The organism is Streptomyces sp. HSW2009 (assembly GCF_040240285.1).
Taxonomy (GTDB): Bacteria; Actinomycetota; Actinomycetes; order Streptomycetales; family Streptomycetaceae; genus Streptomyces.
Map to the genome: position 1 here is coordinate 1 of NZ_JBEHZD010000140.1, position 15,126 is coordinate 15,126.

The following is a 15,126-nucleotide window of genomic DNA, read 5'->3' on the forward strand; positions in this document are numbered from 1 at the left end:
GGGGGGGGGGGGGCGGGGCCCCCGCCCCCGCCGGGGGCCCACCGGGGGGGGGGGGGGGGGGGGGGGGGGGGCGGGGGGGCCGGGGGGGCCGCGGGGGGCGCCGCCCCCGGGCGCGCCGGCCGCGCCGGTCGGCCCCGTGGCGCCGGCAGCGGGCCCGGCGGCCGATGTGGTGCTGCGCTCGGCGCCGTGGCCCGGCTCGCCTGACGTGTGTGTGGCCTCGCGCGGCTCTTCGGGCCCGGCGTGGCCCTTGTCCTTGCGTCGTGCGTCGAGCCGTTCGGCGAGCCGGGTCAAGCCGGCGCCGAGACCGCCGACCAACCGTGGCAATTTGGACATCTGTCTTTCCCTACCCCCACTCCCCCAAGGCCGTCCGGGAAGACGTTACACACACGAAGCCCCCGACCGGTCGCGGTCGGGGGCTTCGTGACGTCGCGTGGCCCCGCCGGGACCGACGTTTCTAGTACCAGTGGTTGGTCTGCCAGAACGACCAGGCGCCACAGGGGCTCTGGTACTTCTCGTTCATGTAGTTCAGACCCCACTTGATCTGCGTGGCCGGGTTGGTCTGCCAGTCGGCGCCCGCGGAGGACATCTTGCTCGCCGGCAGCGCCTGCACCAGGCCGTACGCGCCCGAGGAGGCGTTGACGGCCTTGTAGTTCCAGGTGCTCTCGTGGTTCACGATGTTGCTGAAGCACTGGAACTGGTCGCCCGGGACGATCTGACGGGCGATCGCCTGGACATCGGCGACCGAGTAGGAACCGCGCTGGGCGAAGGACGAGGACGACGCGGAGGTCGAGGTGAGGGAGTCGCGGGACGAGGACCGGCTGGCGGCCTCCTCCTTCTCCTTCGCACGCTCTTCGGCGGCCTTCTTCTCGGCCGCTTCCTTCTCCGCCTTCTCCTTCTTGGCCTGATCCGCGGCGGCCTTCTTGTCCGACGCGTCCTGGGCCGCCTGCTTGCGGGCGGCTTCCTCGGCGGACTTCTTGGCCTCCGCGTCTGCGGCGGTGGACTGGACGTCTGCCTGCTGCGTCAGGGATGCGGTCTGCGCCTGGGCCTGCTGCCCGGCGGGGATCTCCGCAAGGAGGGTCGTGTCGGCTGCGACGGCCTCCACCGGTTCGGTGGATGAGCTCTTGTCGCTACCTGACGCGACGCCAACGACGGCGCCGACGGTGGTGACCGCGGTGGCCGAGGCCACTGCGAATCCCCGGACCGAGATCCGGCTCACACGGTTTCCTTCCAGCATCGCCCGCTTAGGTGACCTCGCGGACGCAATCGTGCCCCTGGCGCTGGCCTCCATTGTTCCGCCCCCAGGAGCTGGGGCCGGCTGGTCACGGGAGGCACGGGCCCGGTGCGCCCTCCGAAGAGGTCCGCGTGGTGCTCGGGCGGCATACGACGAACGCTGTTTAGTTCTGCTGTTCCTGGGGCGCCACGACGCTGGGGTCGTAGCTGTGCCGTATGCGGGGCCTGACAGGAACCACACCCTGCCGGAGCGTCGGCCCGGACGCAATTCTCCGCTGCGTGGGAAAGCTCACATGGCGTTTGGCGGCACCTATTCGAGGAAACCCGAGCGCGACGAAGCGCCGCGCGGCTAAGCTCCAGGGCTTCGCCGCGCGGCGCCGTGTCAAACGGGCCCGGCAGAACGGCCAGATCCGGCTAGGTCCGACCAGATCCCGCGAGACCTGGTGAATCCTGCTGGATCCGACTAGATCCCATGGGTTCCGGTGTGGTCCCGTACGACCGGTTCGAACCGGGTCAGACCCGCCCCTCCTCCAGCATCTCGGTCACCAACGCCGCGATCGGCGAGCGCTCCGAACGGGTGAGCGTGACGTGGGCGAAGAGCGGATGGCCCTTCAGTTTCTCGACCACCGCGACGACTCCGTCGTACCGGCCGACCCGTAGGTTGTCGCGCTGTGCCACGTCGTGGGTGAGAACGACACGCGAGTTGGCCCCGATCCGGGACAGAACCGTCAGCAGGACGTTCCGTTCGAGTGACTGCGCCTCGTCCACGATCACGAACGCGTCGTGCAGCGAGCGGCCCCTGATGTGGGTCAGCGGCAGCACCTCCAGCATGCCGCGGCCCACGATCTCCTCGATGACGTCGGCGGTGGTGACCGCTGACAGGGTGTCGAAGACCGCCTGCGCCCAGGGGCTCATCTTCTCGGACTCGCTGCCCGGCAGGTAGCCGAGCTCCTGGCCGCCGACCGCGTACAACGGGCGGAAGATCATCACCTTGCGGTGCTGCTGCCGCTCCAGTACGGACTCAAGACCCGCGCAGAGCGCCAGCGCCGACTTGCCGGTGCCGGCCCGGCCGCCCATCGAAACGATCCCGACCTCCGGGTCGAGCAGCAGGTCGAGGGCGATCCGCTGCTCGGCGCTGCGGCCGTGGATGCCGAACGCCTCCCGGTCGCCGCGCACCAGTCGCACCGCGCCGTCCGCGGTGACTCTGCCGAGCGCCTTGCCGCGCACGGACTGGAGCACCAGTCCGGTGTGCACGGGCAGTTCGGCGGCCTCGGGCAGGTACGCGGTCTCGGCGGCGAACAACTCGTCCACCTGGTCCGGCGGCACGGTGAGCTCGGCCATGCCGGTCCAGCCCGAGTCCGTGATGGCCAACTCCGCCCGGTACTCCTCAGCGAGCAGACCCACCGACGACGCCTTGATGCGCAGCGGCAGGTCCTTGGAGACGACGGTGACGTCGTACCCCTCGGCCTGGAGGTTTCTGGCGACGGCCAGGATTCGGGAATCGTTGTCCCCGAGTCGGAAGCCGGCCGGCAGGATGCCCGGGTCGGAGTGGTTGAGCTCGACGCGCAACGTGCCGCCGAGGTCACCGATCGGGATCGGAGCGTCGAGCCTGCCGAACTGGACGCGGTACTCGTCGAGCAGGCGCAGCGCCTGCCGGGCGAAATACCCCAGTTCGGGGTGGGCCCGCTTGGCCTCAAGCTCCGTGACCACCACGACGGGGAGCACGACTTCGTGCTCGTCGAAGCGGGCCATGGCGCCTGGGTCGGCCAACAGGACGCTGGTGTCGAGGACATAGGTGCGCCGGTCGTGCTCGCGGCGTTTCTTGCTGGTCACCACGGGTGGACGAACCCCCTCGGGAGAGGTTGGGGTGCGACGGCGTCGCGTGAGTGGGTGTCCCCGCCCGTGGCGGGACGCAAGGCCCCGTCCGGCGGCAGGGACGGGCCGGGGCTCAGACCCTGGGAGGGCCGGCTACCGGCCTCCCGCGAGCGCCGTGCGTGCAGGGGCGGCGAAAGCCGTGGCTGCGCCATCCGTACGGCACGGGCGTCCTGGTGCAACGGGCCTCCCGGGCGGGCGGCTCCCATGCCGCCCGCTGCATTCCGGCGCCCCAGGGGCGGGGTGCCGACGTGAGAGGGATATTCCCGTCAACTGCGCGCCCCATGCCCAGGCATATGACAACGTCGGCGATTCGTCGCCTGCCGTTCCCTGGCGTCACACGACGTTAACCGCCGTAGCGACGGTGGCGGGCCGCGTAGTCACGCAGCGCACGCAGGAAGTCCACCTTGCGGAACGCGGGCCAGAAGACCTCGCAGAAGTAGTACTCGGAGTGCGCGCTCTGCCAGAGCATGAAGCCGGACAGGCGCTGCTCGCCGCTGGTGCGGATGACCAGGTCGGGGTCGGGCTGGCCGCGGGTGTAGAGGTGCTCGGCGATCATCTCGACGTCGACGATCTCGGCGAGCTCTTCGAAGGTGGTGCCCCGCTCGGCGTGGTCCAGCAGGAGCGAGCGCACCGCGTCCGCGATCTCCTGCCGCCCGCCGTAGCCGACGGCGACGTTGACCAGTATCCCGCCGACGTGCCGGGTGGCCTCCTCGGCCTCCTTCAGGACGGTCTGCGTCTGGGAGGGCAGCAGGTCCATGGTGCCGACGTGGTGGACGCGCCAGCGGCCGTCGGCGGCCAGGTCGCGCACGGCGCCCTCGATGATGCGCAGCAGGGGCTGGAGTTGGTCGTCGGGGCGGCCCAGGTTGTCGGTGGAGAGCATCCACAGCGTGACGACCTTGACGTCGGTCTCCGTGCACCAGCCGAGCAGTTCGCGGATCTTGTTGGCGCCGGCGATGTGGCCCTCGGCCGTGGTGCCCCCCGAGGCGCGCGCCCAGCGCCGGTTCCCGTCGAGAATGACGCCGATGTGCTCCGGCACCTGGTCGTGATCGAGGCGCCATTCCACCCGGCGTGCGTAGAGCCCGTACACCAGGTCACGCAGCTTCACGTTCTCCAGCCCTCCATGCCGCGGCGTCCCCATCCCTGGCACCGCTCCAAGGGCGCCACCCTACTGCTGTGGCCGGGGTTGGGCGAAGCTGGGCCGGTCACGTACGTATAGCGTCGGCGGGGACAGGGCCCGCAACCGGGACGCGCCCACGTGAAGCCGGAGCCAGAACCCCGTGAACGACAACTCCCCCTACCGTGCCGCCGACGACCGCTACGACCGCATGGAGTACCGCCGCAGCGGGCGCAGCGGGCTCAGGCTGCCGGCGATCTCGCTCGGCCTGTGGCACAACTTCGGCGACGACCGCAGCCTGGAGTCCCAGCGCGGCATCCTGCGCCGCGCGTTCGACCTCGGCATCACCCACTTCGATCTGGCGAACAACTACGGCCCGCCGCCCGGCTCGGCCGAGCTGAACTTCGGCAAGATCTTCGCCCAGGATTTCCGTCCGTACCGGGACGAACTCATCCTGTCCACCAAGGCCGGCTATCTGATGCACCCGGGGCCGTACGGGGAGTGGGGCTCGCGGAAGTACCTGCTGTCCTCGCTGGACGCGTCGCTGCGCCGGATGGGCGTGGACTACGTGGACGTCTTCTACTCGCACCGCTACGACCCCGATACGCCGCTCGCCGAGACGATGGGCGCACTCGCTTCGGCCGTGCAGCAGGGCAAGGCGCTGTACGCGGGCGTGTCCTCCTACACCGCCGAGCAGACCGCGGAGGCGGCCCGGCTGCTGCGCGAGATGGGCGTGCCGGCCCTGATCCACCAGCCCTCGTACTCGATGATCAACCGCTGGACCGAGGACGACGGGCTGCTCGACGCGCTGGAGGCGGAGGGGATGGGCTGCATCGCGTTCGCGCCGCTGGCGCAGGGGCTGCTGACCGACAAGTACCTGGACGGCATCCCGGCCGACTCGCGCGCCGCGCAGGGCAAGTCGCTCCGGCCCGAGCTGCTGACCGACGAGGTGGTGCGGCGGCTGCGCGGGCTGCACGAGATCGCCGCCCGGCGCGGCCAGTCGCTCGCCCAGTTGGCCCTGGGCTGGGTGCTGCGCGACCCGCGGATGACCTCGGCGCTGATCGGCGCCTCCAGCGTGCGCCAGCTCGAAGCGAACGTGGCCGCACTCGGCGCCCCGCCCCTGACCGAGGCCGAGCTCGCCGACATCGACCGGTACGCGCGCAGCACGGAGGGCGTGAACATCTGGGCGCGCCGCTAGGGCGCTGCCGTGGGGCGCCGGGCCCTTGTGGCTCTCGTGGGCCGCGGGGGCGGGCGTGGTGGCGGGGGGTGGCGGTTGCCGGGGCCCGGTGGCGCGTACGGGGCGGCGCACGGCGTACGGGCGGCGGGGGCCGGCGGCTGGTCCGGGTCGAGCCCGGGGCCGGGGGCGTGATGCGCGCTGCGGCCGGGCGCCCGTACGGGCCTCGGCCCAGGCCGGGCGGGCCTTCGCTCGGGCGGTACGGGCCTTCGCGCGGGGTGGGCGCGGGCAAGAAAAAGCGGGCCGGTCCGTGGGGGGGATACGGACCGGCCCGAGGGGGGGTTTCCACCATAACCCTTTGTGAGGGGTGCTGCGTGCAACTGCGGACACAACGGCGCGCTGCGGCGCGTGCTCAGCCGGCCGCGAGAGCCCCGAGCAGCACCCCGGCGCCGGCTCCGACGATCATGAAAGGGCCGAAGGCCAACGCCGCCTTGCGGCTCGCCCGCCCTGTCAGCACTAGGGCTACACCGTAGAAGGCGCCCAGGAGAAGGCCGGTGAAGGCGCCCAGGAAGAGGACGTCCCAGCCGTACCACCCGAGGGCGACGCCGAGGGTCAGCGCCAATTTGACGTCGCCGAACCCCATGCCGCTGGGGTTGATGAGAAACAGCACAAAATACGCGGCGCCCAGCGCGAGTCCCCCGAACACGGCGCGTGACCACGAGCCGCCGGCGCCGGGCAGCAGCGCCGCGCCGCCCAGCAGCGCGGCGGAGCCGACCGCCATCGGCAGCGTGAGGACGTCGGGCAGCCGGTGCACGGCGAGGTCCACGCCGGCGAGCAGCACGCCGAGCGGCACGAGAAGCAGCCAGACCGCGAGCTCTGGCCGCGGTCCGACGGCCGCGGCCAGCGCCGCACAGGTCAGCGCACAGGCCCCGACCAGCAGCGGCCCACTCGCCCCGTACCCACCTCCGCCACCCGGCGCGCCCCCCTCCACCGCGTCGGGCCCGCCCGCCCCCGCAGCCCCGCCGACCTCCATGGCTCCCCCGACCCCGTCGGCGCCCGCCGGGCCGCGCCGGCAGGCCGTACAGCGGGCGCGGCCGAGCCAGCCAGCGGCCGGGCCGGCGATCGGGTGGCCGCCCGGGCAGGCCGTGCGCCAGGGATCGGCGGACGGGACGGCGAGTCGGAACAGCGGGCGGCCGACCAGGAGACCGGCCGCGGCGCCGTACCCGGCGGCGAGGGCTATCAGCAGCGCGTGCACGGGCCGAGCCTACGGAACGGGCCACGGCGTGCGGCCCCGACTGGTACAACCCGACGGGGGCGACACAGCGACACGGGCACACGGGGTGTGCGGGGAGGGGCCGGGATGGGGCGGTGGCGGGACGGGCGCGGGGTGTTGCGCGTGGTGCGTGCGGGGGAGGTCGACGAGGGGTCGGGGGCCAGCCCTGCGGCGGCGGACGGGGGCGCCGGGCCGCGGCCCGCGGGGGCGGTTCCGCTGGAGATCGCCGCTTCCTACCGGGCCCGCTCGCGGGGGCTGCTGGGGCGGGACGGGATCGTGGGTGCGCTGTTGCTGAGCCCGGCGAGCGGGGTGCACACGTTTCGGATGCGGTTTGCCATCGATGTCGCCTACCTTGACCGTGAGCTGACCGTCATCGCCGTCCGCACCATGCGGCCCGGACGGCTCGGACTGCCGCGTCCGCGCTCGCGCCACGTCCTGGAGGCCGAGGCGGGTGCGATGGAGCGCTGGGGGCTGCGCCCGGGGGTACGTGTCGACATCGGCCCGCCCCCTGACTGCGGCACCCGTGCGACGGCTGGTGGCTCGTCTCCCTGACGCGGACGCACCCCTCCCAGGGCAGGAGGTTGCGGGCAGGTCCGCGCGATGCACTTCCAGCGCGTCGCGTGTGAGCAGTGCGTAAGCGACTGTAGGCCACCCAGGCCCGAACTGAACACTTTTGAGGCGATGCGTCCGTTACGCTCTTTTTGCTTCACTCCACCGTGTGGTGCGCACCACCGGTCAACCCGGCCCCGCCGACTCCCTCGACACCCCGGCGCGCCCCGCACCCGGGCCCGCCCGAAGCGCCCCGGCCCGGCCGGAGCACCACGGCCCCCGGCCCGCCCCAAAGCCCCGCCGCTCGGCCCGTACACAGCGATCCCGTACGCGGCGATCCCCGCACCCAGCGACCTCGTACACCGCGACCGCGGACCCGACGGCCCCGTACGACCCGCCGCCGCGACCCCGCCCCGTGCGGTCGGCCAGGCGGCCCGCCCCGGGCGCGCCACCGCGCAAGCCGCCTCACGACGCCGAGCGCGTGAAGCTGACCTCCACCCGGCGGTTCTTCTTGCGGCCGGCCTCGGTGCCGTTGTCCGCGATCGGGTAGTCCTCGCCGTAGCCGCGGATGTGGTACTTCACGCCGGCGCCGAGTTCCTTGGCCAGCCGGCGCTGCACGGCGTCCGCGCGCTTCTTGGACAGGCCGGTGCCGTGGTCGGTGGTGCCGAGGTCGTCGGTGAAGCCGAAGACGCGGACCTCGCGGGCGCCTTGGGTCGCGATCTCCCGGGCGATGACCATGATGCGGGCCGTGGCCTGCGGCGAGAGCGTGGCGCTGTCCTTGTCGAACAGCACCTCGGACTGGAGGGCGAAGGTGACGTCCTCGTTGGTCTCCTCGTGCCGTTCCTCACCGTTGTCGGTCTCCACGATCGACTTGATGTCCAGCACCTTGACCGCGCCCAGCCTGGCGCCGGGGGCCAGCCGCAGGTCCGGGTCGGTCGCGTTGACCACGACCGGCGGCGGGGCCGAACGCAGCGCGCCGGGGCCCTCGTCGGCGTGCGCGATCGGTGTCGGCAGGACGAGCACGGCCGCCGCGGTGAACAGCAGCAGGGCGCCACGGGCCGTCGTTGACGTGGTCACGGCCCGTCACCCGGTGATCTTGATCGTGGCGGGCGGGAACGTCGGCAGTTGGAACTGCACCTCGTCGACGCCCTCCGGGGGCGCCGGGAACTGCATGAAGACCGGCACCTTGGCGCCGGTCTTGATGATGCCGAGCGACATCGTGCACAGGCATCTGCCGTCGGTGTCGCGGAGCACGTAGTAGCGCTTCTTGCCGCCGGAGTCGATCAGGGTCGCGCCGGCCATGGACGAGCCGTGCTTGATGACGTCGGTCTCGTCGCCGCGCCACTTGTTGGCCCGGGTGTACGTCTTGTCGCCGGTGTTCTCCACCATGCCGCTCACCGTGACGAAGCCGCCGTCGTCCCGCTTGGCGTCGTACAGCGAGAGCACCATGCCGGACTCGCCGCGCAGTTCGGCGATCGGCTCGCCCTCGGGCAGTTCCTCGTCCTCCTTGCCGCCGGCGCCCTTGGGGTCGTTGGCCGGGGCCGCGGTCCGCTCGCCGGTGGGCTTGTCGTCCCCGCCGTCGCCGCCGCTGCTGCCGCAGCCCGCCACGAGCAGGGAGACGCTGAGCGCGACCGCTCCAGCGGTCAGCGCCCCACGCGCCCTGGCGGTGTACCGAATGGTCATGAGTCGCTGCCCTTCACTGGTTCAGTCGGCGAGATGCACGGAGAAGAGGTCGGCGGCGCCCGGGAGTTCGTCGGGCCGCGACGGGTCGATGGACCAGTCCTCGCCGTCGCAGGTGAACTCCGCGAGGGGCGGCGGCTTCGGGCCCTCGTCCGGCTCGCCGTCACCCGGACGGTCGCCGTCGTCGCCACCATTGCCGCCGTTCGCACCATTGCCACCGGTGTTGCCGCCGGTGCCACCATTGGCACCGTTGTTGCCGCCACCGTCACTGCCGCCGGTGCTGCCGCTACCACCGTTGCCGCCGGTGTTGCCGCCGGTGTCGGTGCCGCCCGGGTCGCCGTCGTCCCCGGTGGCGGTGGGGCGCGGGGTGGGCGTCGGGCTCGGGGTCGGCCGCGGCGGCAGGCGTACGCAGCGGGGTTCGACCTCGGCGGTCGCCTCGGCCTCGGCGTGCTGGGACTCCGTACCGGGCACGATGGAGTCGCCCACGGTGTAGCGGGTCCGCACTTCGACCCGGAAGGCGGGCACGAAACGCCCGGTGACGGTGCATTCGGTGACATCGGCGTCGTTCTGGCCGGCGTACCAGCGCGCCTCGTCGCACGCCCGCGGGCTGCCGGTGCCGTCCCCTTCGAGGACGTCCTGCCACCCCGCGCCGCTGGCGATGGCCGCGAGCAACTCCTCGCGCAGCGCGTCGCGGTGGTCCTGGGCGGCGGCGAGGGCCGCCGCGTCGGCCGCGGTCTGCGCGCCGCCGCGGGTCGCGCCCGCCTGGCCGACCGCGAACAGGACGAGGCCGAGAAAGAGGAGACCCACCACGGCGGTGAGGTAGATCGGGAATGCCTGACCGGAATCTCCGCGGCCCGCGCCGCGCCAGGTGCGAATCAGACGCCGGTGACCTCGGAAATCTTGTCGGTGATGGCACTGAAGATCTCGTTGCCGATATCCGTGCCGGAGATGCCGATCACGATCGCCACGACCACGGCAATGATCCCGAGGTACTCGACCGCGGTCTGTCCGCGGTCGTTTCCCAGAAAGCGCTTCCCCATCGTTTTCCCCTCCATGGGCGGCCGTTCCGCTGTGGTCCGGCACGTCGGTCCCCGTGGTGCCGCTCGCGACACGAAGAAAGTACGCCGAATCACCGGCACCGGAACAGGGCGTCCCGAAGCATTCTCTTCCGCGCCACCTGAGTTGAAACCTCAGCGGTCGTTCCCGTCGCAAGCGCCTCACGCGGCCCATGATTCCCACCTCCGCTCCAGCCCGGCCGCCCCGCACCGCACGCCGCCCGGCGTGCGCTGCCCGCATGACGACTGTCCCATAGCGGATTGCATTTGCGAAGACACAAGAGATAACGGAACGGTGCGAGGGGCGGCTTCCGGACGCCCACGCGCACCGGCCCGGGCGGGCGGCGTGGGGACCCGGGCGCGGGCCGGCGGGGCGGCCGGGCCCTGCGCCTGCGGGGGCCGGCCGGGCAGGGCTGCGCGGCGGCCACCCGAGCCGGCCGCCGGCCGCATGGCGGCGTTCCCCACCATCCGTACCGCAGCGCCGAATTCACCCGTACGTGACCCGCATCGTCGCCCCACGGTCAGTCCCCCGTCACCGATCCGAAGTCGACGCCCGAGCCGATGAAGAACCCGGCCACCAGCAGCATCATCGTGCCCGGCACCATGAACGTGGTGATGACCAGCGTCGCCTTGGGCACCGCGCGGGCGGCGCGGCGGCGGGCGTTCTGGGCATCGGTACGGCGCATGTCATTAGCGATTGCGATCAAGGTCTCGACAATGGGCGAGCCGAGTTCCTCGCCCTGCTGGAGCGCGGTGACGAATTGCGCCACCTGTTCGGAATCATTGCGTTTCCGCAGCTCTTCGAATGCCTGTCGGCGGCTGACGCCCATATCCATCTGGCGCAGCGTGATGCGCAGTTCATCGGCCCACGGGCCCTCGTACTTCTCCGCCACCCGGTCCAGCGCCTGGCGGAATCCGAGTCCGGCGCTGACGACCACCGCGAGTACGTCGAGAAAGTCCGGCAGGGTGCGTTCGATGGCGTCCTTGCGTTCGCGCACCGCGGCCCAAATGCCGACCTCGATCCAGAACAGCCCGAACGCCACCAGCACCACGGCCAGCAGGAGTTCCCCGCGCAGCGCCATCACCAGCGCGCCGCCGAAGCCGAGCACCCCGTACACGGCGCGGCGGGCCGCGTACCGGTCGACGGTCAGGCCGCCGGGGTTGCCCGCCAGGTCGATGCGGCGGCGCACCTTGGCGACCCGGCCCGGGCCCATCAGGCGCAGCACCAGCGGCGCGTACCGCATGCCGATCCGGTCCACCGCCGAGCCGACCACGGTGGTGCGGGTGGCGCCCACCTCAAGGGCCACCACCAGGTCGCTGGGCAGCTTGGCCTCGCGGCGGTAGAGCGCGATGCCGTAGCAGGCGCCGGCCGTGGACAGGCCGGCGGCCAGCGCCAGCAACAGGCCGATTCCCATCCTTGGGTTCTCCTCACACGAGGTGCCGGGGGCGGGTCCCCGCCGGCGCCTCAGACGGCGATCTTGGACATCCGGCGGATCAGGAAGAACCCGATCCCGTACAGCGAGAAGGCCCCCACCACCGCGGCCTGGCCCCAGAACGAGGAGGTCATGCGCTCGATGGAGCCGGCGGAGACCTTGTCCATGAGCAGCAGCGTGCCGACGCCCATCAGCGGGACGACGTAGGCGGTGACGGTGACCTGGGAGAGCTGGGTGCGGACCTCGCGGCGGGTCTCCTTGCGCTCCTCCAGGGTCTGGGTGAGGTTGCGCAGCGAGCTGACGACGGAGCCGCCGGCGCGGGCTGCCAGCACCAGGGTGGTGACCAGGACGACGAGTTCGCGCGAGGGCAGCCGTTCGGCCAGTTCGTCCAGGGCGTCCTCGATGGAGTGGCCGACGGCCAGCTTGTCGGCGACCTTGGCCAACTCCTCGCCCGCCGGGGCCTCCATCTCATCGGCTGCCAGGCCGAGCGCGGTGCGCAGGGCGAGGCCGGCCTGGGTGGCGTTGGCGAGTATGCGGGCGAGTTCGGGGAGTTGGTTGATGAACTTCTCGATGCGCTTCTGGCGTTGCCAATTCAGGAAAGCGAACGCTCCCCATACGGTGACGACGGCGGCGATGGGCCCGAAGAAGGTGGCCAGGGTGGCCTGCGCGACCAGCCACAGGCCGATCGCCGTTCCGGCGGTGTAGACGAAGAATTCACCCGGCGTGACGTCGAGTCCGGTGGCCGCGAGGCGGAGTTCCAGGGTCCGGCCGAGCCGGGTGCCGCGCAGCTTGCGGTCGACGCCGGAGAAGCGGCGCCTGCGGTCGGGCAGCGGCAGTTCGTCGGCGTCCGCGAGGCGCTGCACCAGGGTCTGGTGGCGGGCCCGACCTGCCGCGTACGCCTGCGCGCCGGCGACGCCGAGCGCACCGCACAGCAGCGTCGCGCCGATCGTCAGCGCGGCCAGGTCAGCCATGGGTGCCCCCCGCCCGCCCGACTCCGGCACCCGCCGGGCCCGCCGCTCCCCGCGCTCTCCCGGCCATCCGGTACGCCCCCCTCATCCCGCGCACCCTGCCGATCTCGTACGGCTCACTCACCTCGTACGCCCCACCCATCTCGTACGCCCTGCACGCCACGTACGCCTCTCCACTTCGGTGCTGTGTCCTCACGGGGCCCGCCGGCCCCGGGGCGCGTATGGCGCGCGCGGTGGGGGCGTGCTGCCCCGCCGCGCTGCACTGCGCCGGGCGTGCGGTCATCGGTGGTACGCCTCCCGGGTGAGGAGTTGGGCCGGGAAGGCGGCGACGCCGAAGGCGGGGGGCACGGCCTCGTTGGCCATCCGGAGCCGTTCGGCGACCCGTTCGGGGACCGGCCCGTAGCCGAACCTGCCGCGCACCACCCGGTCGGCGGCCATCGGGTCGGCGTCGAACCGGCAGACCGTGGTGATCCGGTACTCCTCGTGCCCGTGCGAGTCGAGCAGCGCGATCTCGCTGACCCGGCGGGAGCCGTCGGCGTTCCGTACGAGTTGGACGATGCAGTCCACGGCGCTGTTGATCTGGTCGTGCAGCGCCTCGTACGGGATCGCCACGTCCGACATGGAGGCCAGCGTCTGGAGCCGCATCAGGGCGTCCTCGGCGCTGTTGGCGTGCACGGTGGCCAGCGAACCGTCGTGGCCGGTGGACATGGCCTGGAGCATGTCGAGGGTCTCGCCGCCGCGGACCTCGCCGACGATGATCCGGTCGGGGCGCATCCGCAGCGAGTTGCGGACCAGGTCGCGGATGGTGATCTGGCCCTTGCCCTCCACGTTGGGCGGGCGGGACTCCAGCCGGATCACGTGCGACTGCTGGAGTTGGAGTTCGGCCGCGTCCTCCACGGTGATGATCCGCTCGCCGTCCGGGATCAGCCCGGAGAGCGCGTTGAGCAGCGTGGTCTTGCCGGAGCCGGTGGGCCCGGAGACCACCACGTTGAACTTGGCCCGCACCAGCGCCGCGAGCAGCATCAGCATCTGCTCGTCCAGGGTGCCCATCTCGATCAGCTCGTACAGCGTGTAGGCGCGCGGGAAGCGGCGGATGGTGAGCGTGGCGCCGTCCAGGGCCAGCGGCGGGATGATCACGTTGACCCGCTCGCCGGACGGCAGCCGGGCGTCCACCATCGGGTTGGACTCGTCGACGCGGCGGTTGACGGTGGAGACGATGCGCTCGATGGTCTGCATCAGTTGTTCGTGCGAGACGAACCTGACCGGCACCCGCTCCACCCGCCCCGAGCGCTCCACGAAGATCTGGTCGGGCCCGTTGACCATGATCTCGGTGACCGAGGCGTCTTCCAGCAGGGGTTCGAGGACGCCGAGGCCGAGCGCTTCATCGACCACCCGGCGGATGAGCTGAGCGCGCTCGGCGGTGGAGAGCACCGGGCCCTCGCGGCTGATGATGTGGCCGAGGACGCGTTCCAGGCGCGAGCGCCGCTCGCCGGCGGTGAGCGCGGACATCTCCGCGAGGTCGATCTCTTCCAGGAGTTTGGTGCGGTAGCTGGTGACCAGGTGCCCGCTCTCCCGGTGCTCACCGGACGGCTCGGGCGCCGCGACGCGTGCCCGCAGGCTCATGGGGTGCTCCTCGGGTTCGACGGGTTCGACGGGTTCCGGTGGCTGTGGCTGTGGCTGCGCTGCGGGTCAGTCATCGTCGGTGGCCGGGCGTCGCATGGTGGCGCTGCGCCGGGCGTCGCCGAAGTCCACGCCCGGGATGACCGAGGGGATCTCGATGGTGGCCGTGGCGTGCGCCTCGTCGCCGCCGGTCACCGTGATCCGGGTGCCGTCCGCGAGCCAACTGCTGATGGCCGCCTGGCCTGCCGACTCCGGACTGCTCTTGGGGTCGTCGACGGTGGCGGTACGGGCCGCGGCGCGGGCCGCCGTGTTCGCCTGCTGCACGGTGTACGCGGCGATGCCGAGCTGCACCACGGCGAGCGCCACGGCCAGCAGGATCGGCAGGAAGCCGAGGAACTCCACGGCCACCGAGCCGCGCTCGCCCCGCGCCCGTGCGCAGCCCCGCGCCCGTACGCCACGTACCCGTACGCCGAAGGTCCGTGCGCGAGCCGCCCGTACGCCAGGAACCCGGACACCGCACGCCCCTGCGCGAGCCGCCCGTACGCGACGCACCCGTACGCCACGCACCCGTACTCCAAACGCCCGCACGCCGGTCGCGCGTCGCGCGTCGGGTGTCGTGCCCTGTCTGCCGTCGTGCACCGCTCACTCCTCCTCCGCCGCTCCCGCCGTGCCGGTGACGGTCCACGGGAAGTTCCCCGCGCCGGGGAAGAGGACCGGGACCTTGATCCGTACCGTCGCCCTGACCACGCCGCCCGCGGTCGGGCAGGACACCGAGGCGTCGCCGCGCCAGGCGCTCGGCAGGTCGCGCAGGGCCGCCTCCTCGCAGGCCGCGCCGCCGCCGGTGTCGCTGGCGGCTGCCGCGCGGGCGCCGCGGTCGGCCGAGTTGCCCGCCAGCGAGTAGGTGTAGCCGACCAGCACGCACTGCCAGAGCACGGCCAGCACGATGAGGATGACCGGCACCATGCCGAGGAATTCGACGGTGACCTGGCCGCGGTCGCCGCCGCGGCCCCGGAACCTGCCGGTCGGCGCCTGGGTCAGCGCCTTCGGCTCGCTGCCCGCGGGGCCTCCGCTCGCCGCGCCGCCCGCCCCCGCCGGCCCCGCCCCGGCGCCCCGGCGCCCCCGCCGCGGGGGGGGGCGGATAGACCACGGCCCGCC

The 15,126-nt window shown here is 72.5% G+C and carries 15 protein-coding genes and 1 pseudogene; 2 read left to right on the forward strand and 14 right to left on the reverse strand.

Features of this window, described 5'->3' with window-relative positions; translation table 11 throughout:
• The 4 genes and pseudogenes from AAHZ94_RS13390 to AAHZ94_RS13405 all read right to left on the reverse strand — a co-directional run.
• Positions 1 to 333: pseudogene (locus AAHZ94_RS13390) on the reverse strand (hypothetical protein); the annotation flags it as partial.
• Between the two features lie 121 nt (positions 334 to 454).
• Positions 455 to 1,216 (reverse strand): aggregation-promoting factor C-terminal-like domain-containing protein, encoded by a 762-nt coding sequence (locus AAHZ94_RS13395; RefSeq protein WP_502964662.1) that lies wholly within the window; start codon positions 1,214 to 1,216, stop codon positions 455 to 457.
• Between the two features lie 527 nt (positions 1,217 to 1,743).
• Positions 1,744 to 3,066, reverse strand: a complete 1,323-nt coding sequence (gene phoH2, locus AAHZ94_RS13400; RefSeq protein WP_349993076.1) for an RNA 5'-3' helicase PhoH2 — start codon at positions 3,064 to 3,066, stop codon at positions 1,744 to 1,746.
• 382 nt (positions 3,067 to 3,448) lie between these two features.
• The gene (locus AAHZ94_RS13405; protein WP_349993077.1) at positions 3,449 to 4,210 is read right to left on the reverse strand and encodes an isoprenyl transferase; all 762 of its coding nucleotides are present in this window, start codon (positions 4,208 to 4,210) and stop codon (positions 3,449 to 3,451) included.
• A gap of 172 nt (positions 4,211 to 4,382) precedes the next feature.
• Here AAHZ94_RS13405 and mgrA point away from each other — a divergent pair, with 172 nt between their 5' ends.
• Complete coding sequence (gene mgrA / locus AAHZ94_RS13410; RefSeq protein ID WP_349993078.1) at positions 4,383 to 5,417, forward strand: L-glyceraldehyde 3-phosphate reductase; 1,035 nt, start codon at positions 4,383 to 4,385, stop codon at positions 5,415 to 5,417.
• 388 nt (positions 5,418 to 5,805) lie between these two features.
• Here mgrA and AAHZ94_RS13415 read toward each other — a convergent pair whose 3' ends face one another.
• Positions 5,806 to 6,648 (reverse strand): prepilin peptidase, encoded by an 843-nt coding sequence (locus AAHZ94_RS13415; protein WP_349993079.1) that lies wholly within the window; start codon positions 6,646 to 6,648, stop codon positions 5,806 to 5,808.
• Positions 6,649 to 6,753: 105 nt separating this feature from the next.
• Here AAHZ94_RS13415 and AAHZ94_RS13420 point away from each other — a divergent pair, with 105 nt between their 5' ends.
• Positions 6,754 to 7,218 carry a DUF192 domain-containing protein gene (locus AAHZ94_RS13420; protein ID WP_349993080.1) on the forward strand — a complete coding sequence of 155 codons (465 nt, stop codon included), beginning with the start codon at positions 6,754 to 6,756 and terminating at the stop codon, positions 7,216 to 7,218.
• Positions 7,219 to 7,680: 462 nt separating this feature from the next.
• Here AAHZ94_RS13420 and AAHZ94_RS13425 read toward each other — a convergent pair whose 3' ends face one another.
• The 9 genes from AAHZ94_RS13425 to AAHZ94_RS13465 form a co-directional block, all read right to left on the reverse strand.
• On the reverse strand, positions 7,681 to 8,292 hold the full coding sequence (locus AAHZ94_RS13425) for an OmpA family protein (protein WP_349993081.1): 612 nt from the start codon (positions 8,290 to 8,292) through the stop codon (positions 7,681 to 7,683).
• 6 nt (positions 8,293 to 8,298) lie between these two features.
• Positions 8,299 to 8,898: a hypothetical protein gene (locus AAHZ94_RS13430; RefSeq protein WP_349993082.1), complete on the reverse strand. Its 600-nt coding sequence runs from the start codon at positions 8,896 to 8,898 to the stop codon at positions 8,299 to 8,301.
• 21 nt (positions 8,899 to 8,919) lie between these two features.
• On the reverse strand, positions 8,920 to 9,774 hold the full coding sequence (locus AAHZ94_RS13435) for a pilus assembly protein TadG-related protein (RefSeq protein WP_349993088.1): 855 nt from the start codon (positions 9,772 to 9,774) through the stop codon (positions 8,920 to 8,922).
• Positions 9,771 to 9,935: a hypothetical protein gene (locus tag AAHZ94_RS13440; RefSeq protein ID WP_349993089.1), complete on the reverse strand. Its 165-nt coding sequence runs from the start codon at positions 9,933 to 9,935 to the stop codon at positions 9,771 to 9,773. The genes AAHZ94_RS13435 and AAHZ94_RS13440 overlap by 4 nt, the downstream gene beginning before the upstream one ends.
• 536 nt (positions 9,936 to 10,471) lie before the next feature.
• The gene (locus tag AAHZ94_RS13445; RefSeq protein ID WP_349993083.1) at positions 10,472 to 11,365 is read right to left on the reverse strand and encodes a DUF5936 domain-containing protein; all 894 of its coding nucleotides are present in this window, start codon (positions 11,363 to 11,365) and stop codon (positions 10,472 to 10,474) included.
• A 50-nt stretch (positions 11,366 to 11,415) separates the two neighbouring features.
• Positions 11,416 to 12,354 carry a type II secretion system F family protein gene (locus tag AAHZ94_RS13450; protein ID WP_349993084.1) on the reverse strand — a complete coding sequence of 313 codons (939 nt, stop codon included), beginning with the start codon at positions 12,352 to 12,354 and terminating at the stop codon, positions 11,416 to 11,418.
• A gap of 276 nt (positions 12,355 to 12,630) precedes the next feature.
• Complete coding sequence (locus AAHZ94_RS13455) at positions 12,631 to 13,974, reverse strand: TadA family conjugal transfer-associated ATPase (protein ID WP_349993085.1); 1,344 nt, start codon at positions 13,972 to 13,974, stop codon at positions 12,631 to 12,633.
• A gap of 66 nt (positions 13,975 to 14,040) precedes the next feature.
• Positions 14,041 to 14,379: a TadE/TadG family type IV pilus assembly protein gene (locus tag AAHZ94_RS13460; RefSeq protein WP_349993086.1), complete on the reverse strand. Its 339-nt coding sequence runs from the start codon at positions 14,377 to 14,379 to the stop codon at positions 14,041 to 14,043.
• 234 nt (positions 14,380 to 14,613) lie between these two features.
• Positions 14,614 to 15,126, reverse strand: a 513-nt coding sequence (locus tag AAHZ94_RS13465) for a TadE/TadG family type IV pilus assembly protein (protein WP_349993087.1), incomplete at its 5' end; no start/stop codon positions are given.